This is a genomic window from Pseudomonas sp. LBUM1679, from assembly GCF_059695565.1.
This window is the reverse complement of sequence record NZ_CP166774.1, coordinates 2,853,489-2,876,545: the sequence shown is the minus strand read 5'-3', so window position 1 is coordinate 2,876,545 and position 23,057 is coordinate 2,853,489. Positions and strand designations below refer to the sequence as shown.

At 61.6% G+C, this 23,057-nt stretch carries 23 protein-coding genes; 11 read left to right on the top strand and 12 right to left on the bottom strand.

The features are described 5' to 3' along the window. Positions 1 to 59: 59 nt before the first annotated feature. Together ACA062_RS13225 and ACA062_RS13220 are read left to right on the top strand one after the other, a co-directional pair. Positions 60 to 461: a hypothetical protein gene (locus ACA062_RS13225; protein ID WP_497456772.1), complete on the top strand. Its 402-nt coding sequence runs from the start codon at positions 60 to 62 to the stop codon at positions 459 to 461. Between the two features lie 214 nt (positions 462 to 675). Continuing rightward, positions 676 to 957, top strand: coding sequence for a DUF3303 domain-containing protein (locus tag ACA062_RS13220; protein ID WP_497456771.1), 282 nt, complete (start codon positions 676 to 678; stop codon positions 955 to 957). A 292-nt stretch (positions 958 to 1,249) separates the two neighbouring features. Here ACA062_RS13220 and ligD read toward each other — a convergent pair whose 3' ends face one another. From ligD to ACA062_RS13205, 3 genes are read right to left on the bottom strand one after another with little or no spacing between them, the layout of a single operon-like run. Continuing rightward, a complete protein-coding gene (gene ligD / locus ACA062_RS13215; RefSeq protein WP_497456770.1) occupies positions 1,250 to 3,970 on the bottom strand; it encodes a DNA ligase D in 2,721 nt (906 codons plus the stop codon). Next, positions 3,967 to 4,962 carry a methyltransferase gene (locus ACA062_RS13210; protein WP_497456769.1) on the bottom strand — a complete coding sequence of 332 codons (996 nt, stop codon included), beginning with the start codon at positions 4,960 to 4,962 and terminating at the stop codon, positions 3,967 to 3,969. Before ACA062_RS13210 ends, ligD begins: the two co-directional genes overlap by 4 nt. A 10-nt stretch (positions 4,963 to 4,972) precedes the next feature. Beyond that, complete coding sequence (locus ACA062_RS13205; protein ID WP_497456768.1) at positions 4,973 to 6,358, bottom strand: iron-containing redox enzyme family protein; 1,386 nt, start codon at positions 6,356 to 6,358, stop codon at positions 4,973 to 4,975. A 193-nt stretch (positions 6,359 to 6,551) separates the two neighbouring features. Between ACA062_RS13205 and ACA062_RS13200 the strand changes: the two genes are divergently transcribed. After that, positions 6,552 to 6,983: a cupin domain-containing protein gene (locus tag ACA062_RS13200; RefSeq protein WP_497456767.1), complete on the top strand. Its 432-nt coding sequence runs from the start codon at positions 6,552 to 6,554 to the stop codon at positions 6,981 to 6,983. Between the two features lie 150 nt (positions 6,984 to 7,133). Here ACA062_RS13200 and ACA062_RS13195 read toward each other — a convergent pair whose 3' ends face one another. Further along, entirely contained in the window at positions 7,134 to 7,862 is a 729-nt protein-coding gene (locus ACA062_RS13195) for a tellurite resistance TerB family protein (RefSeq protein ID WP_497456766.1), read from the bottom strand. A 432-nt stretch (positions 7,863 to 8,294) separates the two neighbouring features. Here ACA062_RS13195 and pcsA point away from each other — a divergent pair, with 432 nt between their 5' ends. Next, complete coding sequence (pcsA, locus tag ACA062_RS13190; protein ID WP_497456765.1) at positions 8,295 to 9,017, top strand: phosphatidylcholine synthase; 723 nt, start codon at positions 8,295 to 8,297, stop codon at positions 9,015 to 9,017. A gap of 6 nt (positions 9,018 to 9,023) precedes the next feature. Continuing rightward, positions 9,024 to 9,410 (top strand): DUF488 domain-containing protein, encoded by a 387-nt coding sequence (locus ACA062_RS13185; RefSeq protein WP_497456764.1) that lies wholly within the window; start codon positions 9,024 to 9,026, stop codon positions 9,408 to 9,410. Positions 9,411 to 9,550: 140 nt separating this feature from the next. On the opposite strand, the gene ACA062_RS13180 is transcribed toward ACA062_RS13185, so the two are convergent. Next, positions 9,551 to 10,624, bottom strand: coding sequence for an NAD(P)-dependent alcohol dehydrogenase (locus ACA062_RS13180; protein WP_497456763.1), 1,074 nt, complete (start codon positions 10,622 to 10,624; stop codon positions 9,551 to 9,553). A 203-nt stretch (positions 10,625 to 10,827) separates the two neighbouring features. Between ACA062_RS13180 and ACA062_RS13175 the strand changes: the two genes are divergently transcribed. Beyond that, positions 10,828 to 11,754: a universal stress protein gene (locus tag ACA062_RS13175; RefSeq protein WP_497456762.1), complete on the top strand. Its 927-nt coding sequence runs from the start codon at positions 10,828 to 10,830 to the stop codon at positions 11,752 to 11,754. A 132-nt stretch (positions 11,755 to 11,886) separates the two neighbouring features. On the opposite strand, the gene ACA062_RS13170 is transcribed toward ACA062_RS13175, so the two are convergent. Both ACA062_RS13170 and ACA062_RS13165 read right to left on the bottom strand, forming a co-directional pair. After that, complete coding sequence (locus ACA062_RS13170; protein ID WP_497456761.1) at positions 11,887 to 12,699, bottom strand: class I SAM-dependent methyltransferase; 813 nt, start codon at positions 12,697 to 12,699, stop codon at positions 11,887 to 11,889. Between the two features lie 50 nt (positions 12,700 to 12,749). Then, positions 12,750 to 13,019: a DUF4242 domain-containing protein gene (locus ACA062_RS13165; RefSeq protein WP_497456760.1), complete on the bottom strand. Its 270-nt coding sequence runs from the start codon at positions 13,017 to 13,019 to the stop codon at positions 12,750 to 12,752. Positions 13,020 to 13,216: 197 nt separating this feature from the next. Between ACA062_RS13165 and ACA062_RS13160 the strand changes: the two genes are divergently transcribed. Then, positions 13,217 to 14,209: an AraC family transcriptional regulator gene (locus tag ACA062_RS13160; protein WP_497456759.1), complete on the top strand. Its 993-nt coding sequence runs from the start codon at positions 13,217 to 13,219 to the stop codon at positions 14,207 to 14,209. A gap of 9 nt (positions 14,210 to 14,218) precedes the next feature. On the opposite strand, the gene ACA062_RS13155 is transcribed toward ACA062_RS13160, so the two are convergent. The 3 genes from ACA062_RS13155 to ACA062_RS13145 all read right to left on the bottom strand — a co-directional run bounded on the left by ACA062_RS13155 (position 14,219) and on the right by ACA062_RS13145 (position 16,211). Continuing rightward, positions 14,219 to 15,445: a cytochrome c biogenesis protein DipZ gene (locus tag ACA062_RS13155; protein ID WP_497456758.1), complete on the bottom strand. Its 1,227-nt coding sequence runs from the start codon at positions 15,443 to 15,445 to the stop codon at positions 14,219 to 14,221. Between the two features lie 240 nt (positions 15,446 to 15,685). Further along, positions 15,686 to 15,898 carry a hypothetical protein gene (locus tag ACA062_RS13150; RefSeq protein ID WP_497456757.1) on the bottom strand — a complete coding sequence of 71 codons (213 nt, stop codon included), beginning with the start codon at positions 15,896 to 15,898 and terminating at the stop codon, positions 15,686 to 15,688. Between the two features lie 49 nt (positions 15,899 to 15,947). Continuing rightward, complete coding sequence (locus ACA062_RS13145; protein WP_497456756.1) at positions 15,948 to 16,211, bottom strand: DUF2790 domain-containing protein; 264 nt, start codon at positions 16,209 to 16,211, stop codon at positions 15,948 to 15,950. Between the two features lie 304 nt (positions 16,212 to 16,515). Between ACA062_RS13145 and ACA062_RS13140 the strand changes: the two genes are divergently transcribed. Together ACA062_RS13140 and ACA062_RS13135 are read left to right on the top strand one after the other, a co-directional pair. Continuing rightward, on the top strand, positions 16,516 to 17,256 hold the full coding sequence (locus ACA062_RS13140) for a response regulator (protein WP_128869984.1): 741 nt from the start codon (positions 16,516 to 16,518) through the stop codon (positions 17,254 to 17,256). After that, a complete protein-coding gene (locus ACA062_RS13135) occupies positions 17,253 to 18,566 on the top strand; it encodes an ATP-binding protein (RefSeq protein WP_497456755.1) in 1,314 nt (437 codons plus the stop codon). Before ACA062_RS13140 ends, ACA062_RS13135 begins: the two co-directional genes overlap by 4 nt. 207 nt (positions 18,567 to 18,773) lie before the next feature. Here the strand turns inward: ACA062_RS13135 and ACA062_RS13130 are convergent, their stop codons facing one another. Then, positions 18,774 to 19,532, bottom strand: coding sequence for an HvfC family RiPP maturation protein (locus ACA062_RS13130; RefSeq protein ID WP_497456754.1), 759 nt, complete (start codon positions 19,530 to 19,532; stop codon positions 18,774 to 18,776). Further along, positions 19,525 to 20,364 carry an HvfB family MNIO-type RiPP peptide maturase gene (locus tag ACA062_RS13125; RefSeq protein WP_497456753.1) on the bottom strand — a complete coding sequence of 280 codons (840 nt, stop codon included), beginning with the start codon at positions 20,362 to 20,364 and terminating at the stop codon, positions 19,525 to 19,527. Before ACA062_RS13125 ends, ACA062_RS13130 begins: the two co-directional genes overlap by 8 nt. A 443-nt stretch (positions 20,365 to 20,807) precedes the next feature. Between ACA062_RS13125 and ACA062_RS13120 the strand changes: the two genes are divergently transcribed. Beyond that, a complete protein-coding gene (locus ACA062_RS13120) occupies positions 20,808 to 21,854 on the top strand; it encodes a class I SAM-dependent methyltransferase (RefSeq protein WP_497456752.1) in 1,047 nt (348 codons plus the stop codon). A gap of 298 nt (positions 21,855 to 22,152) precedes the next feature. Next, positions 22,153 to 22,995, top strand: a complete 843-nt coding sequence (locus ACA062_RS13115) for an NAD-dependent protein deacetylase (RefSeq protein WP_497456751.1) — start codon at positions 22,153 to 22,155, stop codon at positions 22,993 to 22,995. The last annotated feature ends 62 nt before the right edge of the window (positions 22,996 to 23,057 follow it).

Below are 23,057 nucleotides of genomic sequence, written 5' to 3'. Positions count from 1 at the left end.
TCCAACAAATTCAGGGCTCTATGGGCAAACCCGACCCGAGCGCTCTATGATTGAACCCCATGACGACCACGCCTCCAATCCGCCAACCCTGCCCGCCCGGCGCCTGCGACTGCGGGCGTGACCCGCTGCTGGACACCCCGGGCGCGGACGTGCGCATCCTGTTCCTGACCCGCGCGGAGGAAAAGCGCCTGGTCGAGCGCCTGGAAAACCTGCAGAGCCTGAGCGACCTCGAGCGGTTGCAGCAGCGGATGTACGAGCAACTCGGGATCCGGGTGGAGATCGCCCCCGGGTTCAACGAAGTACGGACCATGCGCGGCATCGCCATTTCCATCGGCGAACTGCCGGGCCTGTGTCGCAAGACCCGGCAGTCGATTCCGGCGGCCATTCGCCGCGGGCTGGAAAAACGCCCCGAGGTTGCCTACGAGCTGCTCAATGCCAACGACCTGTTGCGTGACGCCTGATCGTTTGAGCCCTCCTCCCATGCCATTCATTCCAGATGCATCGAAACAGGATCAGCGGTCATACGCGCAGGCGGGTCCGCTGCTATGCCTTCTCATGGGAGAAACCGTTTCAGGCCAGCCAGGATGAAGCTGGCAATACAGGCGTGACCGTGGTCCCGGCGCCAGCCAGGTGCGCGAAGATCAACAGGTGCCAATCTGTAACGGGAGGTGGCGAATGTTATTCATGGTCAGTTGGACGATCAGCCCGCAAAACCGCAACAGCGTGATCCAGCGCTTTCTCGAGACCAAGGGCGCTCCACCCGAAGGCGTGAAGATGCTGGGGCGATGGCACGCCGTCGGTGGCTCCAGCGGGTTTGGCATCGCGGAAACCGACGATGTCGTACAGATTCAGAAGTGGGTGCTGCAATGGAATGACCTGATGAACATGGAAGTCCATGCCGCGTTGACCGATGAGCAGGCGGCGCCCTTGCTGGCAGCCGTTGTCGGCAAGCAATAGTCATCAGGGCGGCGGGCTCTGCTCGCCGCCCCCTCGCAAACCTCCTCGAACACCTGTGGGAATGGTGCCAGGCGCAAATCTCGAAACACCCCCAGCCTGTGGGAGCGGTGCCGGGCGCAAATCTCGAAAACACCACCAGCACCTGTGGGAGCGGGCTTGCCCGCGATGGCGGTGGCACCGGCAACATCGCAGTGACAGACCGATCGCTATCGCGGGCAAGCCCGCTCCCACAGTGGGCTATGTCTGGCTCAGGTCTTGTAGGCACCCACAAAACGACCTGAAGTACGAGTCGCTATTTTTTCATCCCCACCCGCCGCCGCATGTCGGCGGTGATGGTCTGCCGGGTTTTCTTCAGATCCGCCCAAGGCTCGTCTCCCACTTCGGCCAGCCGCTCATGCACGTTACGCACATTCCACTGATTACCACCCTTGAGTTCACCCACCTCCTCGCGAAAGACCGGCACCGACACCGGCAATCCTTCGCGGGTCCGCACGGCATAGGCGCAGATGGTGGTGGCGCCGAGTCCGTTGCGCAGGTAATCGATGAAGATCCGCCCGATCCGATTCTTCGGGCCGGAGACTGCGGAAAAACGATCCGGCAGCAAGTTGGCCATGTGGCTGACGATGGCATGACTGAAGTCCTTGACCTCATCCCAGCCGAGCTTGCGGGTCAGCGGTACCACCAGGTGAATGCCCTTGCCGCCGCTGGTCTTGAGGAATGCCTTGAGCCCCAGCTCATCGAGCACCGAAAGGGTCAGTTGAGTCGCCTCGACCATGCTTTTCCAGGGCAGCGCCGGGTCCGGGTCGAGGTCGAGGACGAAGCGGTCGGGTTTGTCGAGGTTGTCCGACGTGGCGTTCCAGGTGTGCAGTTCCACCGTGCTCATCTGCACGGCACCGATCAGGGCCTCGGCGTTGTTGATGATCATCACCGGTTGGCCGGTGAGTGCCTTGTCCAGGGTGGTGATCCCCGGGATGGCCAGGCGCTCGGCGTTCTTCTGGAAAAACAGCTCGCCGGCGATACCGTCCGGGGCGCGCACCAATGCCACGGGCCGGTCCTTGAGCTCGGGCAATATCCATTCGGCGACGCTGGCGTAGTACTCGGCCAGTTGCACTTTGGTGGTGCCGCTGCTGGCGTCGATCACCCGGTCCGGGTGGGTGATGCGCACCTTGCCCTTGCCCAGGCCGATTTGTGAAGGTGCAGGTTCTGGGGTTTTCTTTTTGGTGGCCGGCTTTTCAGCGGTGCCTTTTTTTTCAGAAGCAGGTTTTTCAGAAGCAGGTTTTTCAGGGGCAGTTTTTGCAGCAGTAGTTTTTCCAGCAACAGTTTTCGTAACAGCGGTTTTTGCAGCAGCAGTTTTTTTAGGAGCAGTTTTCGTAGCAGCAGTTTTCGAGGTTGAAGTCTTCACGGCTTTCGGACGCTCCTCGGTAATGTCTTCGGCAGGTTTGTCGTCGCGCAGGCCATGGAACACCGCATGGCGCACCGAACCTTCCTTGGTCATTTCGGCAAAGGCCACCTCCGCCAGCAGCGTCGGTTTAAGCCAATGCACGCCCTTGGCGTCGAAGCCGGTCGGTGGATTGACCACGGACGGTTTTTTCACCTGCAAGGGTTTGAGTTGGTCGTGGATATGGTTGAGCGTGGTCTCGTTGAACCCGGTGCCGACCTTGCCTGCGTAACGCAGTTCGCCACTGTCACGGTCATGCAGCCCCAACAGCAAGGCACCGAATGCATTGCGCGAACCTTTTGGATCGGTGAAGCCGACCACCACGAATTCCTGGCGATGCTTGCACTTGAGCTTGATCCAGTCGCTGCTGCGCCGGGACACGTAGGGCGACCCCAGCCGCTTGCCGATCAGCCCTTCCATGCGCATTTGACAGGCGCTGTTGAGCAAGGCTTCCGGCTCTTCGCCGAACGCGTCGGAGAACCGCAGCAGCGGGTGTTCATTGGGTTTGAGTACCGTTGCCAGCGCAGCCCGGCGCTCCTCGACAGGCACTTCGCGCAGGTCCACGCCGTTGAGGTAAGGCATGTCGAACAGATAGTAAAGAATGGCGCCGCTGCGGCCCGAATCGAAAGCATTCTGCAAGGCCTGGAAGTCCGGCACGCCCTGGTCGTTGGCCACCACCATTTCGCCGTCGAGCCAGGCTGATTCGAGGCCCAGTGCAGCCAGCGCCTCGGCCTGTTTCGGCAGCTTGTGGGTCCAGTCGTGACCATTGCGCGTAAACAGCTGGACCTTGCCGTGGTCGATGCGCGCCATGATCCGATAGCCGTCGAACTTGATCTCATAACTCCAGTCACCGCCCGGGGCCTTCTCGACCAGGGTGGCCAGTTCCGGCTTGAGCTGTTCCGGCAGCCTGGCTTTGCGGGCGCCGGTCAACGGCGTCGCTTTTTCCTTGCGCGCCGCTGCGGCCGGTTTCTTCACGGGTTTGGGTTTGTCGGCGGTCTTCGACTGTTTGGGGAGGATGGTCCGGTCACTGAGCACGCTGTCGGGTTCGGCGGCGACCACGTCGTACTCACTTTCGGGTTTGGCCGCGCCGTCCTGGTGCTTGATCAGAAACCATTGCTCCTGCTTGCCCGGCATGTGCGTGCGCACCAGGTTCCACAGACCGCCGAGCTTCTCGCCCTGCAGCTCGAACTTGAGTTTGCCCTTGGCGTAGGCCTTGGCCGGATCCTCCTGGGGTATCCATACGCCACGGTCCCAGACGATCACGTCACCGGCGCCGTAATGGCCTTCGGGGATGCTGCCCTCGAACGTGGCGTAGTCCAGCGGATGGTCTTCAACGTGGACTGCCAGGCGCTTGACCTTGGGGTCCAGTGACGGCCCCTTGGGCACCGCCCAGCTTTTCAGGGCGCCGTCGAGTTCCAGGCGGAAGTCGTAATGCAGGCGCGAGGCGTCATGCTTCTGGATGCAGAATTGCAGCGCATGCTCCTGCGCTTTTTTTTTGCTCGAGCGCTTGGCGGCCGGTTCCGAGGTCGCCGAGAAGTCGCGCATGCGGTTGTAATCGTCCAGATTCCTGTTCATGGCGCACCTGCAGGCGAGGTAATGATGCCCCCGATGCCGGGGCCGATGCGCGTGACGATCAAGGCGACCACGGCAATCCGCTCCACGCGCTGATAGCCTTGGGTCAACAACTCTTCACCGAATACATCGGGGTCGAGTTCGCGGTAGGTCCAGGCGAACAGCGGCGACTCGAGACGCGGGGTCAGTGCGTCCAGAAACGGGTCGCAGCCATCGATCATCGCCACGCCGGTGTACAGCACCAGCGAGCCGCCGGGGGCCAGCCGATACAGGGCCTGCTCGACGATGCGCAGCGACAACTGTTCGCCAAGCGCTCCGCCGCCGTGGCGGTAGGCACGCTCGGCGGGGTCGGCCATGTAAGGCGGATTGGCGACGATCAGGTCGAAGTTGCCGTCGACATCCTGCAGCACATCGCTGGCTTCGATACTGACGTTGGCCACTTCGGCGAGCGCGGCGTTGACCGCCGTCAGACGCAGCGCCGCCGGGTTGATGTCGACGGCCAGCACCTCGGCTTCGCGACGCGCGCGGGCGATCACAATCGCGCCGACGCCCGCACCACAGCCGATGTCCACGGCGCGTCTGATCGGGGCGAAGTTCTGTTGCAGATGGGCATGTATCAACTGGGCAAATCGATAGGTGTCGGGGCCGAAGAACACCGCATCAGCGGCTTCGGTGGGGAATCCCGAGTGCACGAACAGCAGGTCATCCAGGCTCGACCAGCGCACGCGACTTTTCAGCCGCCCGTTGCTTTCTTCAAGTACACCCGCCTGTTGCAACTGCCGCTGTTCGTCCCCCGACAACAAGCCGGGCTCGAACGTCCGCGACCAGCCGAACACTTCGCGCAGGGTTCGGGCGCTTTGGCCGAAGGCGCGATCATTGACCCGCTGATGGGTCAGCGGCGTCGGGGTGATGAAACGATAACCGTCGGCCTGCAAGCGGCGTCCCAGCTGCAGCAATGCCAGATCGGCAGCGCCCAGTTGCTCTTCCTGATTCATCACAGGCTCCCTATCGAAGGCTGGATTTGAGTTCGATGAAGCGTCGGGTGGCGAACAGACCGGCAGGATGGGAATGTCGGTGGGCTGACAGCCATGGGATCAGGACTTGCATCTGATCGTGAGCGCAAACGCCAGCCAACGCGTTTTGCAGGCTCTGGATATCCGGGTCGTTGACCGGCACTGAGGGTACGGCCGCGACACTGGCGCTACCTCGGATCGTTGCGGTTGAACGCTCAGGCACCCAGTCGCCAGCGATCCAGTCATGCAGCAACTGCTTTTCATAAGGGCTGAACACCCCGAACATGGCGGCGCCGTCGCCGTCGATCAATTGCCAGAAGCGGCTGGCCTGCGGGTCCTGGTGGCGCTTGATCCAGCCCTTGGTTTCCAGGGCCGCGAGGAAGCCGGGCAACTGCTCCGGCGTCGACAACCATTGATTGACGGTCTTGCCTTCGAAACGGCAGTAGTCGGAATGCAGGTGCTGGCCGAACGGGCGCTTGCGCTCTAGCATGTTCAGGACTTCAGCGTATAAGTCGAACGACTCGATGATCGCGCGGCTGCCCTGCCCCAGATCGTTGAGGCGATAACCCAGCGCGACCCTGCGCAGGAACTCCTCGCGATCGCCCTCCAACGGCAATAGCTGCAACACCGACTGCACGGCTTTGTGCGCGTGGCCGGTGCTGGCGTTGTCGATGGTCACGTGCAGGGTGAAATAATACGGATCGATGCCCAGCTCGCTGAGTTCATAGGCACTGATCAATAAATGCAGGGGCAATTGTTCATACCCCAGGTTGTAGCCGATGACCTCCGGCAAACATTCATCGCCGACTTCACCCAGCGCCAGTTGCAGGGCGCCTTGCAGATAACGTTCGTCGGGGATCGCTACTGTGTCCTGCAAGCCATGCTCGGCGAGCAATTTACGGTAGATCACCACATGATTCTGCGCCGGGTTGCCCTCGCCCAGCTCCTCCAGGTAAGTGCAGATCAGGCCCTCGAAACGCGGGTCGCGCCAGTGCCGCAGCAGACCGCACAGCCAGGCGCCGTCCACCAGCTTGGTCGGGGCAACGGCCTGCAGGAAAAACAGCGCGTGCGCCTTGTTGCTGAAGAACTGCCGGGGCCCGCCCTCCTTGCGCTGTTGCAGATAGTCGGCGTATTGCCGGGCGACTGCGATGCTGTGTTGTTCGACAAAACCTTGCAGTGCCGACAGGTCCTGCGGCAACTCGTCCGGCAAGTCCGCCGCACGCTGCAACTGAGTCTGCAGAAAGCGTTGCGCGAGTGCATGCCGGTGCTGCCCATCGTCGCTCAGCAGCAGTTGCTGGTAGATCTGTTTAATGCTGCCGGCGCCGGGAGTCGGATGTTCGTGGGCAGGCCTGGATTCAAGTCGTGTCAGGGCAGTCATGGATGCATCTCTCGGTCTGAGGCCAGTGGCAGGACGCTGGATCAGCACGTCTCTACATCAGCAGAGCGACCGCGGCGCAGAAAAATTCCATCGGGGTTGAAAGAGCCCGGACAAACGGCTGCCGGTGCGGCACTTGGCTTGCACTGGAGTGAATATACTCAACGGGTGTGGACCCATCCTTCGGAGAGCAATCATGCGCACGGTTCATGTCATCGAGGCGGATAACATCCCCAGGCCGGTCAACGTCGTGGGTGAGGCGATCACGATTCTCGCCGGCGGGGATCTGTCCAAACCCTTTGAAGTGCATATCCAGCAAGGCGTGCAAGGCGGAGGGCCGCCGCCGCACTTTCATCCCTGGGATGAAGCCTTCTATGTCATCGACGGGCAAGTGGAAGTGACGGTCGAAGGCCAATCCAACACGGTGTCGAGCGGTGGCTATGTGCATATCCCTGCCGGGACGGTCCATGCCTACAAGAACCTCAGCACCACGGCGAAAATCATTGGGGTGGTTTCCGATCCGCGGGGCGGGCAGTTCTTTGCGGCGATGGATCAGCTCAAGGTGCCGGAGGATTTACCGCGGATTTTTGAAGTGGCCGAGCGTTATGGGGTGACGTTTCTCGTGTAGGAGCTGCCGCAGGCTGCGATCTTTTGATCTTTTGATCTTTGGCGGTCTTGAGCCCGCGAAGATCAAGATCAAAAGATCGCAGCCTGCGGCAGCTCCTACACCGTACGCAGCGCCCGTGTTAGATCGTTGCGACGCATATGGGGACGATTATCAAGCAACGCCCCCCTTGGCCTGTTGCTCCAGATGCACCTGCAAATCCGGATCAATGTTCAGCGCGGCCGCCAGCTCATCCAGATAAATGCGCTCGGCGTCCTGCTGATCGTCCACCAGCATCACACTGGCCAGGTACATTTCCGCCGCCATGCCAGGATCGGTGGCCGACTGCGCCACATCGGCGGCGTCCAGCGGCCGGGCGACTTCATCGTCCAGCCATTGCTGCAACTGCGGATCATCGGTGTGACGGCCGATCTCGGTACTGATCATCTGCTTTTCCGCCTCATCGATCCGGCCATCGGCCTTGGCCGCGGCAATCAATGCCCGAAGGATCGCATGACTGTGGTCCTCGACTTCCGGGCCAGACAACAGGTCGACCGTGCGCGGTGCCTGTTGCGGTGCCGCGGCCTGACTGCGTTGCCAGGCCTGATACGCCTGGAACGCCATCATCCCCAGCGAAGCCAGCGCCGCGTAGTTGGCCCCACCGCCTGACCGGCTCCGGGTCGAACCACCCAAGGGTGAGCCGCCGCCCAGCAATCCACCGAGCAAGCCACCCAGCCCACCGCCGCCGGCGCTGGAACCGGCGCCACCGCCCAACAGGCCGCCGAGCAACCCGCCGAGGTCGCCAGGCCCGCCCTGGGCCGAAGCACCACGGTCACCCTGTTGCGGCATCGAGCCCTGGCCGGCACCGCGCAGAAGTTGTTCGAGCAGATCGCTGGTGTTCATGACGGCATCCTCTTTGGTTGGAGTGATCCAGTCAGGCAACGATAGTCCTCGCAGACAAATGTGCCACCACCGTTTGGCTGACGTGAAACCCGGCTGCAAACACAATGCTAAGCCGAAGTTCGTTCCCTCTTCATCTGCGTCACCAAGGTCCAAATGGTCGGGAGCGTTTACCGAGCAGACCGCCACAGCCGAAGATAGCCGGGTGTTTGGTCGCAATCCGCAGGCACTCCTTTAGTCCACAGACAGGCGGCCTCCGGTTCCAACCGTATCCCGGATTTATCCGGGGTATTTTTGTGTGGCGCAGCTAAGATTCATGAGTGGTGAACCTTATTCCCGGATTTCCGGTCGATACCTGCAACCCGACCAGGTTTGCCGCCGCCCCCAACAGTGTGGGTGATGACCGGCTTGCTTCACTTTCTGGAGAACGCCCCCGTGATTTCGACTCTACACATCGCCAGGCTCAAAGCATGGGGCGCCCATGGTTTTACTGCCACTGGCGTGGTCACTGCCTTCCTCGCGACCCTCGCCCTGCTGGAAAACCAACCCACCAACTGCCTGCTGTGGCTGGGCGTCGCGCTGATCGTCGACGGGCTGGACGGCGCCCTGGCGCGCAAGGTCAATGTCCAATCGGTACTGCCGAGTTTCGACGGCTCGGTCCTTGACCTGGTGATCGACTACCTGACGTATGTGTTTATCCCGGCGCTGTTCATCTATCGCTACATCCCGTTGCCGGACTACACGCTGCTGCTGACCGTGTCACTGATTCTGGTCTCGTCGCTGTTCTGCTTCTGCAACGTCAACATGAAAAGCAAGGACAACTACTTCCAGGGCTTCCCCGCCGCCTGGAACGTGGTCGCCCTGTGCCTGTACATCATTGCACCATCGCCGTGGATCACTCTGCTCACCGTCATCGGCCTGGCGCTGCTGACCGTGACCCGGATGAAGTTCCTGCACCCGTTCCGCGTGCGCCGGTTCATGCCGATCAACATCGCGGTGACAGCCGTCTGGCTGCTGTGCAGCCTGTCGCTGGTGGTCAATCATCCGGTGATCAACCCGCTGGTCATGGGGCTTTGGCTGCTGATGTCGGCTTATTTCCTGGGGATCTGCATCTGGCGTACGGCGATGGAGTGGTTTGACACGTCGCGGCACAAGTAGGCCGCCATGCCCATTCATATCGTCCGGCTCGGCACCCCGCGCCTGCCTGATGAAGGCCTGCGGATAGGCACGGTACGCCGCCCGCCGCGGGGCGTGCCGAAGGCCGAGTTTGCCAGTCGAGATTTTTATGATGTATGGCAACCGTTGCTTTCGCCCAGCGCGGAACTGGTTGCGCAAGCCAAGGCCGCTGAGGATGAGAAGGCCTGGGAAGCCTTTCGGCGTAAATTCAAGGCTGAAATGAACCATCCCGCGCCGAGCCAATTGCTGGATCTGTTGGCCGCCCTCTCCCATCAAACCTCGCTGGCTGTCGGGTGTTATTGCGAGGAAGAGGCGCACTGTCATCGTTCGGTGTTGCGCGAATTGCTGACGGCGCGTGGCGCCAAGGTCGTTTAGCTACCACAAACCCCACTAATCCCCCTGTAGGAGCTGGCTTGCCAGCGAAGGCGATCTGTCAGTCACATCAATGTTGAATGTCCCGCCGACTTCGCTGGCAAGCCAGCTCCTACAAGGGGTTTGCGTTGTGTTTGATGGATTCAAGGTGTAATCGCCACCTTCATCACCCCATCCCGCTGATGCGCAAACAGCTCATACGCCGCTTCAATGTCGTCGAGCTTGAACCTATGGGTCACCAACGGCGACAGATCGACCCCGCCACTTTCCACCACCGCCATCAGCCGTCGCATCCGTTCCTTGCCACCGGGGCACAGGGTACTGACGATGCTCAAATCCCCCAGGCCCGCGGCAAAGGCATCCAGCGGGATACGCAAGTCAGTGGAGTAAACCCCCAGGCTGGATAGACGGCCACCGGGGCGCAGCACTCGCAGCGCGGATTCGAAGGTGCCCTGGGTGCCCAGCGCTTCGATCGACACGTCCACGCCGCGACCATCGGTCAGGGCCATGATCTGCGCAACCACATCGCCGTCCTGGAAGTTGATGATATGGGTCGCGCCCAACTGGCGGGCGACGCTCATCCGCTCAGGCACGGCGTCGACGCCAATGATGGTGGTGGCCCCTTTGAGCCGCGCTCCGGCCACGGCACAGAGGCCGATGGGCCCGAGGGCGAAGACCGCGACGGTATCGCCGATGTTGACCTCGCCCCGCTCCGCACCGGAAAACCCGGTGGACATGATGTCCGGGCACATCAGCACCTGTTCGTCGCTCAGGCCGTCGGGAATCGGGCACAGATTGGCCAGCGCATCCGGCACCAGCACGTACTCGGCCTGGCAGCCGTCGATGGTATTGCCGAACTTCCAGCCACCGGCGGCCTTGAAGCCGTGGCGGGTGTCCGCGCCGTCCTGGGAGCCACAGCCACACAGGCAGGCATAACTTTGCCCGCTGGGGGTGATGGCGCCGGCAATCACCCTTTGCCCTTCGACAAAACCACGCACCTGCGAACCGAGCCGCTCGATGATGCCGACCGGTTCGTGACCGATCGTCAGCCCCTTGGCCACGGGGTACTCACCGCGCAGGATGTGCACGTCGGTGCCGCAGATCGTGGTGGTGGTGATGCGGATCAGCGCATCCAGCGGCCCGACTTCGGGGATCGGTTTGTCATCGAGCACGATGCGGTTTTTCTCCACGAATATCGCGGCTTTCATGGTTGCCATGGCAGTTCTCCCGAGAGTGCGCGTGCGCATGAGTTCAGCACGAACTGCAGCCTGCGCCGGACTGACGGACGGAAGGTTGATCATGGTCAATACTTAGGGGATTGAACGCCTATGGAATGACCGCACATCGGGCGGCAAAGTCGGTACTTCCTGGTTGTTACAGGGGTGCCGCCACCTGCTCGTCAACCCACGGGAGGTTTGTCATGTCTGAGCAATCACGTTTCATGCTGGTCGCCTCGCCCTTGATGGAACACAGCCCCGCCTTCGACCGGGCCGCGGCGTTGGCCAAGGCCGAAGACGCGGCGCTGCACATCGTCGCCTTTGATTATCTGGAGGGCCTGGCGACTGCCAGTCTGGTCAACGAAAAAGCCCTGGAGCAGATGCGCCTGGGCTACGTCGACCGCCATCGCCAGTGGCTGGAGGAACAGGCCCGTCCCTTGCGCAAGATCGGTGTGCACGTCACTACCGAGGTGGCTTGGGTCGAACGCCCGCTGGAGGAAATCCTGCTGCACCTCAAGGAGCAGCCGATGGACGTACTGATCAAGGCGCTGGAGCATGAATCACTGTGGTCTCGGCTGATGTTCACCCCGCTCGATGTGCATTTGCTGCGTGAGTGTCCGGTACCTTTACACTTCGTCAGTCACGCGGTGCACGCCTTGCCGCGCAAGATCGTCGCCGCGGTCGATCCCTTCCATCGCGACGATCACTACAAGACCTTCAACGACCGGATCCTTCATGAAGCGGCGAAACTGGCGAGCGCCTGCAATGCCGAGCTCGACGTGGTGTATGCCTACGATCTTTCTTCCATCAGTGCGGACGAGTTCGGCTTCGACAACGGGTCGACGTTTTTCTCGTCGGGCAAGGCCAAGACCCTGTACGACTACCAGGAAGACGCCTTCCACGAACTGGTCGAGCGCAACGGCATCGCGCCGGAGCAGCGGCACATGATCATGGGCAGTCCGGGCAAGGTTCTGATCCGCTTTGCCGAGGCCTATGACACCGACGTGATTGTCATGGGGCGGGTCGGCCATCGCGGGCTGGGCCGGCTGATCGGCAGCACGGTGGAGCACCTGCTGTACAAAATGCCGTGCAGTGTGTGGGTGGTGTATACCGAGCGGCTGGATGAGTGAACAAACGATCAGACACTATATATCCCTGTGGGAGCGGGCTTGCCCGCGATGAGGTCATACATTCGACATTGATGTTGAATGAACGACCGTCATCGCGGGCAAGCCCGCTCCCACAGGTTTTGTGTCGCGAGATCAACGCCGGGTAATCACTACTTCCAGGTATTCACTCGGCACCACCAGCGACTTGTCCCCCGCCCGGTTCAAGCGGTTCAGCAGCTCGGTCATGTCTTTTTCAAAGGCCTGTGCACCTTCGGGGGGCAGCGCCGCGAACGCCTTGTGGACCGGGCCGTACCAGGTGCGGAACGTGTCGATGAAATGCGCGGCCGAGCGGTAGCGGAAGTTGAAGTGCTTGCGCGCCACTTGCAGCAGAAAGTCGCGCTCATCGAAGTGCGAGCGCAGCCAGGCCTCGGTGCCCCAGTTCGAAGGCGGTTGCGCGCCCGGCGGTGGTGGCAGATGCCGGCCCAGGGTCTTGAACATCTGCCCGACAAAGCCTTCGGGCGTCCAGTTGGCCAGGCCTATCCGGCCTCCGGGGCGACAGACCCGTGCCAGTTCCGCGGCGGCCTTGGACTGGTCCGGCGTGAACATCACACCGAAGGTCGACAGTACGGCGTCAAAGCTGGCATCGTCGAAAGGCAATGCCTCGGCATCGGCCACCTGGAACGTCACTTCCAGGCGCTCTGCCCTGGACCGGTCTTCGCCGCGCTCGAGCAGCGCAGCCACGTAGTCGGTGGAGGTGACACGGCAACCACGGCGAGCGGCGGCCAGCGTCGCATTGCCATTGCCGGCGGCCACGTCGAGCACGCGTTCGTCGCAGAGCAGGTCGCAGGCTTCGGCCAGTTCCTCGCCGACGATCTGCAACGTGGTGCCGATCACGGCATAGTCGCCGCTGGCCCAGGAGGCCATCTGACGGTTTTTCAGGGCAGTAAGATCAATGGGTGTACTCATGGAGACTGTCTCTGACGGGTTGAAACAACGGACCGGCAACGGGCGCTCGATTACTCCGCCGTCGTGGGGTCGATGATGTTCATGACCTGGGATACGCTGTTGGCCGGGAAACCACCCTGCTTGGCATGCTCCCGGATGAGCTCCGCATTCGGCGCGATGTACACGCAGTAGATCTTGTCGCCGGTGACGAAACTCTGCAGCCATTGCACTTCTGGCAGATCGCGCAAGACCCTGCTGGACTTTTGCGAGATGGCTTTCAGATCCCGTTCTGACAGTGTTCCAGCGCCTGGAATCTCGCGTTCTATGACGAACTTCGGCATGGCAACCTCTCATTCTTGTTATTGATGACAGGGTCGACTGACCCTGTGTGCCAACTATCGCGCCGGGGAACGTTGGCGTCCTGCCCGATCGTCGGCCAACCCTGTCCGATCGTCCGGAGATTTCACGTTCTGCCGCGACGGGCTCACAATCAAACTCACCCTTGAAAAGCAGCCCCCGAACACAGGGGAAAACCATCATGGACGCCCTGTCCCAGACCCTGCGCGTCGTCCGCCTGGTCGGCGCGATCTTCATCAATGCCAGGTTCACCGCACCCTGGTGCTACCAGTCGCCCAGCGCCGACACCGCGGCGCCCTTCCTGGAGCCCGGCGCCGAACGGGTGGTGATCTTTCACTTGATCACCGAAGGCGAGTGTTACGTCGAACTGGGTGATGCCCCGCCTCTTCTGCTGACGGCGGGCGATGTGGTGGTGTTCCCGCAAGGGGACGCCCATCGCATGAGCTCCAGACCGGGTCTCGCGCCCGCCACCGGTGCGCGACTGGATGTGGTGCTGGCGCGCCGTCCCCGGCAGTTGAGCTATGGCGGCGGCGGCGCGGTCACGCGCCTGGTGTGCGGCTATCTGGCGTGCGACACACGGCTGGCGGGCATGTTGCTGACGGGGTTGCCGCCCATAGTGCGGGTCAACGTACGCGGCTCGAATGCCGGGATCTGGCTGGAGTCTTCGGTGCGTTATGCGCTGGCCGAAGCTCGCTCGCCGCGCCCTGGCGGCGAAGGTGTCCTGGCCAAGCTGGCCGAGGTGTTGTTCATCGAGGTGTTGCGCCTGTACATGCACGAACAGGGCAAAGGCCGTACCGGCTGGCTGGCGGGCGTGAGCGACCGGATCGTCGGTGCAGCCCTGAATGCTCTGCACAAAAAACCCTGTCACGCCTGGACGCTGGATGAACTGGCGCGCACCGCCGGCACGTCAAGATCGGTGCTGGCGGAACGGTTTCAGCAATTGGTGGGTATTTCGCCGATGCAGTACCTGACGCAGTGGCGGATGTTGTTGGCGGCCAACCTGTTACGCAGCAGTAACAGTTCATTGATGCGGATTGCCGAAGAAGTGGGTTACCAGACCGATACGGCATTCAGTCGGGCGTTCCGTCGTGAGTTCGGGGCCCCCCCGGCGGCGTGGCGGCGCAGTCAGGAGAAAAAACCAATGGCCCACGGCGCGCAGCCTGTGAGCCATTGATCAAGTGGTTTACGCAGCGGGAGCGGCTTTGGTATCTGCCTTGGCCTCTTCCAGCAACTGCTGGATCATTTTCTCCTGGGTCTCATAGCGACCTTCGCCGAAGTGGGTGAAACGCACCTGGCCCTTGGCGTCGATCAGGTAATGAGCGGGCCAGTACTGGTTGTCGAAGTTGCGCCAGATCGCATAGTTGTTATCGATCGCCACCGGGTAGGTGATGCCGAGCTTTTTCACCTGATCCTTGACGTTGGCGATGATGCGTTCAAAGCCATATTCAGGGGTGTGGACGCCGATCACGACCAGGCCATCCTTCTCGTACTTCTGCGCCCAGTCCTTCACGTACGGCAGGGTGCGCTGGCAGTTGATGCAGTCGTAGGTCCAGAAGTCCACCAGCACCACCTTGCCTTTCAAGGACTCGTTGCTCAGTGCTGGCGAGTTGATCCACTCGACCGCGCCGGAGATAGAGGGCATGGGGCCTGTAGCGTTGTCCAGGGTCGAGTCGGCCTTGACCTTGCTGACGAAATAATCAACGACTTTCGGAACGGTTTCCAACACACCTTTCTCAATGCTGCTGACACCTTCGGACGAAGTGCCGGCGAGCAATGTCTTGTCGGCGCCGGTGGAGATCACCGCCGCGGCAGCCAGCACTGCGACGCCGGTACCACGACGCAGCCAACCGGTGACCGGGATCGACGCTTTCAAGCGATTGACCAGGCCACGACCGGCGAAGATCAGGGTGCCCAGGGACAACGCGCTACCCTGGCCGTACGCCACCAGCAACAGACTGGTCTGGGCGTTCGCGCCTTGCAGCATGGCGCCGGTGAGGATGACGCCGAGGATTGGCCCGGCGCACGGCGCCCACAACAGGCCGGTGGCGACGCCGACCATGACCGAGCCCAGCGGGCCGGACATTTTGCGGGTGTCAGGGTCGAGGCGGTTGCCGAGCAGGACGAATGGACGCGCCATCCAGCTACCCACACGGGCAGAGATCAGCGACAGGGAGAACAGCACCATCACGATCAGGGCCACGTGCCGCCCGGTGTTGTTGGCTTGTACCACCCACTCGCTGCTGACCACCGCCAGGCTGGAGATCAGGGCAAAAGTCAGGACCATGCCGCCGAGGGTGAACAGGACCGAGGACCGCGTACGGTCGACCCCGGCGAACAGGAACGGCACGACCGGCAGGATGCAGGGACTGAGGACGGTCAATATGCCGCCCAGGAACGCGATGAGTAACATGGGGATCACCTTGAAAGTATGAGGGTGGCACTTCACACACCGCCCCCTGTAGGAGCTGGCTTGCCAGCGAAAGCGATCTTTCAGTCACATCAATATTGAATGTGCCGCCGTCTTCGCCGCAAAGCTGGCCCCCTGTAGGAGCTGGCTTGCCAGCGAAAGCGTTCTGTCAGTCAACATCTATGGTGAATGTGCCGCCGTCTTCGCTGGCAAGCCAGCTCCTACAGGGGGAACCGTGTTGATTCAGGCAGTCTGGTTATCCAGCAGTTGCCCCTGCGGAGTCCGGCCGAAACCGTCCTGTGCCAGTAAGGCATCGGCGCCCTGCTTGGTCACCGGAGTCAGCTGGAAGCAGGTGCTGCTGCCACAGCTGCCTTGTTCCACGGCGGCATTGGCGTGGGCGGCGGCGCCGGCCAGGGAGAAGGCAGCGGCGGTCAGAAAGCGCGATAGGTTGTTCATGATGTTTCTTCCTGTTGCAAAGGGGTTGGGCCATCGGCCAGCGAAGGACTCAGTTGTCGTCGTTGCAGCCGTCGGCAAATTTGCGGTAGTCCAGGACCTGGGTTTTATTCCCGGAATCCAGGTAGGTCAGCTGGGCATTTACAATCCCGCAGGAAGGCGTGGCGTCCTGTTTCATCGAGATCACCTTCTTGATGTCCAGGTGCGTGCCGTAGGTGTAGGTTTGAGGGGTGACATCGGCTTCGGCGCGGGCCGACAGGGTGCAGATGTTCAGTGCGGCAAACAGGCAGACGGCGACAACGGCTTTGGTGTTCATGGTGGTTTCCTCAGGCTTCAATGGGTCAATCGTTGATTGGGCCGAGGCGTCCTGGCTTGCCTCGATGGAGCCTATTAGAAGCCCGCGAGGTATCTCGTCTGTGTCGAAAACAGGCGCGTGTAAATCGGTACGTATCAAAGCCGCCCTCTGATACACAGCGATACAAAACCATGGAAAAACAGTGTTTTTGCGTCTGCATGTATCCGCTGCTACAGCAGATACACTGCAATACAAAGGGCTGCGGGCAGGCGGGCCAACGCTCGATAGACTGTGCGACATCCCCCATCTACAGAGGCTTGGCCCCATGGAACACGTCGATCACATTCTCATCGTGGACGATGACCGCGAGATTCGAGAGCTGGTAGGCAACTACCTGAAAAAGAATGGCCTGCGCACCACCGTCGTGGCGGACGGGCGGCAAATGCGCGCGTTCCTCGAATCCACGCCGGTGGACCTGATCGTGCTCGACATCATGATGCCGGGCGACGATGGCCTGATGCTCTGCCGCGAGTTGCGCGCCGGCAAACACAAGGCCACCCCGGTACTGATGCTCACCGCCCGCAACGATGAAACCGACCGCATCATCGGTCTGGAAATGGGCGCCGACGATTACCTGGTCAAGCCGTTCGCCGCCCGTGAATTGCTCGCGCGTATCAACGCCGTATTGCGCCGCACGCGGATGCTGCCGCCGAACCTGGTGGTCACCGAAAGCGGGCGCTTGCTGGCCTTCGGCCGCTGGCGCCTGGACACATCCGCCCGGCACCTGCTCGATGACGACGGCACCATGGTCGCGCTCAGCGGCGCCGAATACCGGCTGCTGCGGGTGTTCCTCGATCATCCGCAGCGGGTGCTCAATCGCGACCAGTTGCTGAACCTGACCCAAGGCCGCGACGCCGACCTGTTCGACCGTTCCATCGACTTGCTGGTCAGTCGCCTGCGTCAGCGCTTGCTGGACGACGCCCGCGAGCCGGCGTATATCAAGACCGTGCGCAGTGAAGGCTATGTGTTTTCCCTGCCGGTGGAAGTGCTGGGTGCACCGTCATGAACCTCGCGATACGTTGGCCCCGCACCCTTGCCTCACGGTTGTCGCTGATTTTCCTGATCGGCCTGATCCTGGCGCAGGCCTTGTCCTTCGGCGCGCAGTATTACGAACGTTACGAAAGCGCGAAAAACACCATGCTGGGCAATCTGGAAACCGACGTATCGACCTCCATCGCCATCCTCGACCGCTTGCCCGCCGAAGAGCGTGCCAGCTGGCTGCAACAACTGGAACGGCGCAATTACCGCTATTTGCTCGACGAGGGCTCACCGGGCATGCCCATGAGCGACACCCCCATCGCGGTGACCTCGATCAAGGACGCCATCGGCAAGGATTACCCGATGACCGTTACCGACATTCCCGGGCCGATCAAACACTTCCAGGTCCACCTGAAGCTGGCTGATGGCAGCCCGGTGACCATCGATGTACGACCGTCGATGCTGCCGTTGTCGCCGTGGTTGCCCATGGTGTTGCTGGGCCAACTGGCGCTGATGATCGCCTGCACCTGGCTGGCCGTGAGAATCGCCATCCGCCCTCTCACCCGCCTCGCCCAGGCGGTGGAGACCCTGGACCCCAACACCCACGCGGTACTCCTGGACGAGAAAGGTCCGACCGAAGTTGCCCATGCCGCCAAGGCGTTCAATGCCATGCAGGCGCGCATCGCCGCCTACCTCAAGGAGCGCATGCAACTGCTGGCGGCGATCTCCCACGACCTGCAAACCCCGATCACCCGCATGAAATTGCGCGCCGAATTCATGGACGATTCCAGCGAAAAAGACAAATTGTGGAACGACCTCGGCGAGATGGAACACCTGGTGCGCGAAGGCGTGGCCTACGCCCGCAGCGTTCACGGCTCCACCGAGGAGAGTCGTCGCACCGATCTGGATTCGTTCCTCGACAGCCTGGTGTTCGACTATCAGGACATGGGCAAGGACGTGCAGCTGGGCGGCAAAAGCGCAGCGGTGATCAATACCCGGCCCCATGCCCTGCGCCGGGTACTGGTGAACCTGACGGACAACGCACTGAAGTTCGCCGGCGCCGCCGAGTTATGGGTGGAGTCGAAGGCCGACGGCAATTTGTCGGTGAAGGTGATGGACCGTGGTCCTGGCATTGCCGAAGCGGAACTGGCGCATGTGATGGAGCCGTTCTACCGTGTGGAAAATTCACGCAACCGCAGCACCGGCGGCACCGGACTGGGGTTGGCGATTGCGCAGCAATTGGCATTGGCGCTCGGGGGCTCGTTGACGTTGAGTCATCGTGAAGGCGGTGGTTTGTGCGCGGAGCTCAGGTTGCCGGGCAGTAAAGCGGGGCGTTGAACGGGAGGAGGATTTCCACGGGGATTAGGGAAAAAGTTACGCGTGTTTCAACGATGAAACACAGGACGCGGCAACACCGCAATCCAATGTGGGAGCGAGCTTGCTCGCGAAGAGGGCGTCACATTCAACATTGATGTCGACTGAAAGACCGCTATCGCGAGCAAGCTCGCTCCCACATTTGATGGGTGGTGTTTGGGCGAATGCGCCCTAGGCGACGACGCCCACCACTCCTTCCCCATGCATTTGTCGCAACAATGCCAGCCCGCTATCGATGAACTCCGATGACCCGCAGGCCCCCGCCTCCGCCGCCAGCCCTTCCAGCTGCGCGCGGCCATTGAGCTCGGGCAACTGCCCGATCCGCTGCAACAACCGCCACGCCAATGGACTCAGTTGGGAAAACTTCACACTCCAGTCCTCGGTCCGGCGCACCAACAGCAGCGTCGGCTGAACCGGTGGCGCATCAGGTCGATAATCGGGCCCGACCATCTGGACTGGCCAGGTATAGGCCAAGGGCCAGGCCAGCGGCGAAACCTGCAGCGGCCGATCCAGCAACAACCCGGCATCGCTGGCCGGCAAGAGCTCGGCTTCAGACTGTTGCAGTGCCATCTCGATCCACTCGTAATGCGCCAGTTCGACCATGAATGGCGGCCACGGCCCTGCACTCCTGGCGTGCGGTTCAGAGGCGAGGAACTCGACAAACTCCTGGGCGATTACGCCGAATTTCGGCGTGCGCGCGCGGTAGTCCCGCAAAAAGCTGCGCACCAGAGAACGCCAGTGTTCATCGCCAAGCAGCTTGATCAGCACCGGAAAGGTCCCGCTGAGCAACGATGACAAGTTTGAGAAGATCAGCTCGCGGTACACCCGGGCCCGCGCCACGTCCATTCCGGCCGGTGGCGGGCAATGCTCGGGGTCGCGCAGGTAAAGCCCCATCGTCGTTTGCTGCTGATGCAGCGAGTGCTTATCCACGGTTCACCTCCACGGCTTGCAGGCGGCGGATAGTCTGCAATTCGGCCACCAGCTCCGAGAATGCCGGGAAATTGAAATCCCGTTCCAGCAAGGTTGGCTGCGCGCCGAACCGGCCGTAAGCCTGGGCCAGCAACGACCAGACCACCGGCTTGACCGAAGCGCCGTGGGTGTCGATTTTCAAGGAGTCGGACTCATCGAAGTGCCCGGCCACGTGCATCGCCACCACGCGGTCCGAGTCGATACAGGCGAGAAAAGCCTGGGGATCGAAATCATGATTGATCGAGTTGACGTAGACATTGTTGACGTCCAGCAACAGGTCGCAGTCGGCTTCACGCAACACCGCGTTGGTGAAGGTCACCTCGTCCATGTCCTGCTGTGGCGCGGCGTAGTAGGAGACGTTTTCCACCGCCAGGCGCCGACCGAGGATATCCTGGGCCTGACGAATCCGCGCGGCAACGTGATGCACGGCTTCTTCGGTGAACGGCAACGGCAGCAGATCGTAAAGGTGACCATCGTCGCTGCAGTAGCTCAGGTGTTCGCTGTACAGCGGCACGTTGTAGTGATCGAGAAAACCCCGGACTTCCTGCAGGAATTTGACGTCCAGCGGGGACGGTCCGCCCAACGACAGGGACAAGCCGTGACAGGACAACGGAAAACGTTCGGCCAATGCCCGCAATGCCGCGCCATGGGCGCCGCCGATGCCGATCCAGTTCTCCGGCGCGACTTCCAGAAAGTCGAAGTCGCCCACCAGAGCGGCCTGGAGGTCTTTCATTAAGCCGCGACGCAGGCCAAGCCCGACGCTGGCCTTCGCTGATGTGAGGGGGGTCTGCATGATGTCGATCTCAAGGGTTGCCAGAACGGAACCACAGTTGATCGCGGGGGTGTATCGGGACTGTGTTCTGCCGCCCCCCGGAATGGGAGGTACTGTATCGAGGAGGGAGTTGGATACAGTGGGATACACACGATCCATTCGGTTACTGCTAAACCCTGTGGGAGCGGGCTTGCCCGCGATTAGGCCGGCACATCCAGCATTTTTGTCGCCTGACATGCCGCCATCGCGGGCAAGCCCGCTCCCACAGGGTTCAGCGTTAAACCGGATATTGGAGTCACAGGGCGCTTTCGTCGCTCCAGCCTACGCTGCACGGCCCCCTGACTAAACTTAATGCACGCAGGACGTACTCATCGTCCTGTCTCATTCCCACGACCACCGCCCAGTGGCGAACGCCTCGAACAACAAGGCCTCTGGACCGTGATCCTGCCACAGGAGCACACGTGATGGACGAGGCCAGACTTAATGATTTCATGGGTAAACTGGTGAATGACATGGGCGGCGCGGCGATGCTGGCCAATGTCATCCTCGGCGAAGAACTCGGACTGTACCGGGCCATGGCCGACAGTCAGCCGATCACCCCTGAAACACTCGCCGACAAGACCGGCTGCAACACGCGCTTGCTGCGTGAATGGCTCAGTGCCCACGCCGCCTCCGGGTACATGGAACACCGCGACGGCCAGTTCCGCCTGCCCGAAGAGCAAGCCCTCGCGCTGGCGAACGAAGACTCGCCGGTCTATGTGGCGGGCGGTATCGGGGTGGTCGCATCGTTTTTCCATGACAAGGACAAACTGGTCAACGCCATGCGCGGCAACGGCGCCCTCGCCTGGGGCGATCACCATCCGTGCATGTTCAACGGCACGGAGCGGTTCTTCCGGCCAGGCTACAAAGCGCACTTGATCGCCGAATGGCTACCGGCACTCGAAGGCGTGGTCGCCAAACTGGAAGCTGGCGCCAAGGTGGCGGACATCGGCTGCGGCCATGGTGCATCCACGGTGATCATGGCCCAGGCATTTCCGGATTCGCGGTTCGTCGGTTTCGACTACCACGCGCCCTCCGTCACCGTGGCCACCCAGCGCGCGGAAGAAGGCGGCGTGTCCGGACGGGCACGGTTCTTCCAGGGCACGGCAAAAAGCTACCCCGGCAATGACTATGACCTGGTCTGCTACTTCGACTGCCTGCATGACATGGGCGACCCGGTGGGCGCGGCGCGGCATGCCTATGAGTCGCTGAAACCGGACGGCACGGTGCTGCTGGTGGAACCGTTCGCCAATGACTCGCTCGACGACAACATTACCCCGGTTGGCCGCTTGTTCTACGCCGCCTCGACCTTCATCTGCACCCCGAACTCGCTGTCCCAGGAAGTCGGTCTCGGCCTCGGTGCCCAGGCGGGTGAGGCGCGGTTGCGCAAGGTCTTTACCGAGGCGGGCTTCAAGACGTTCCGTCGGGCGACGGAAACGCCGTTCAACCTGATTCTGGAGGCGCGTAAATAGATACCGCTGTCGGCTGACGGATGACGGTTGATTGTTGATTGTTGATTGTTGATTGTTGATTGTTGATTGTTGATTGTTGATGGCTAACTGTAGGAGCTGCCGCAGGCTGCGATCTTTTGATCTTGATCTGGCGCTGCTGAAATCGCTGAAGATCAAAAGATCGCAGCCTGCGGCAGCTCCTACATTGGACCGCGGTGCATTGGATCGCGTTGTGTTGTTCCGTCCGCCCGCAGACCACCTGCCCGGGTGATCGACAAATGCTACCCTGCAACAGTCAAAATCCCGCGGAGTGTTGAACATGCCAGGCAGCCTCGTCCGCGAACAACTCGACCGGCTCCAGCAGCTGATGGCCGATCAACCGTTTGTGGTCCTGACCGGTGCTGGCATCAGCACCCCGTCGGGCATTCCGGATTACCGCGACAACCAGGGTGTGCGGCGTGGCCGGTCACCGATGATGTACCAGGAATTCCTCTCGGCCCCCGAATCCCGGCGCCGCTATTGGGCGCGGGCGATGATCGGCTGGCCACGGGTGCGCCAGGCCCGGCCGAACAAGGCCCACGAAGCCTTGGCCAGCCTGCAAAGCGCCCGGCAGATTGGCGGGCTGATCACCCAGAACGTCGATACCTTGCACGACCAGGCTGGCAGCCATGACGTGATCGAACTTCACGGCAGCCTGCAACGGGTGTTGTGCCTGGACTGCGGGCAGCGCAGCGAGCGCGATGCGATCCAGCGCCTGATGGAAACGCAGAACCCTTACCTGGCCGGGGTTGATGCGGTGCAGGCCCCGGATGGCGATACGCTGCTGGATGCGGCGTTCGAAGCACGCTTTCAGGTACCCCATTGTCCGCACTGCGCGGGGGAGCGGATGAAGCCGGATGTGGTGTTTTTTGGCGAGAATGTAGCGCAGGTAACGGCGGCCAAGGCCATGGCGGCGGTCGAAAAGGCGGCTGGATTGCTGGTGGTGGGGTCTTCGTTGATGGCGTATTCGGCGTTTCGGTTGTGTCGGGCGGTGGCGGATCAGGGCAAGCCGTTGATTGCGATCAACCTGGGCAAGACTCGGGCGGATGACATCCTCAATATGAAAATAGAAGCATCTTGTGAACGGTTGCTGCCGTTACTGGCTCAACACCTCTCGTCCTGATTGATCCCAAACCCTGTGGGAGCGGGCTTGCCCGCGATGGCGGTGGGTCAGTCGAAAACTAT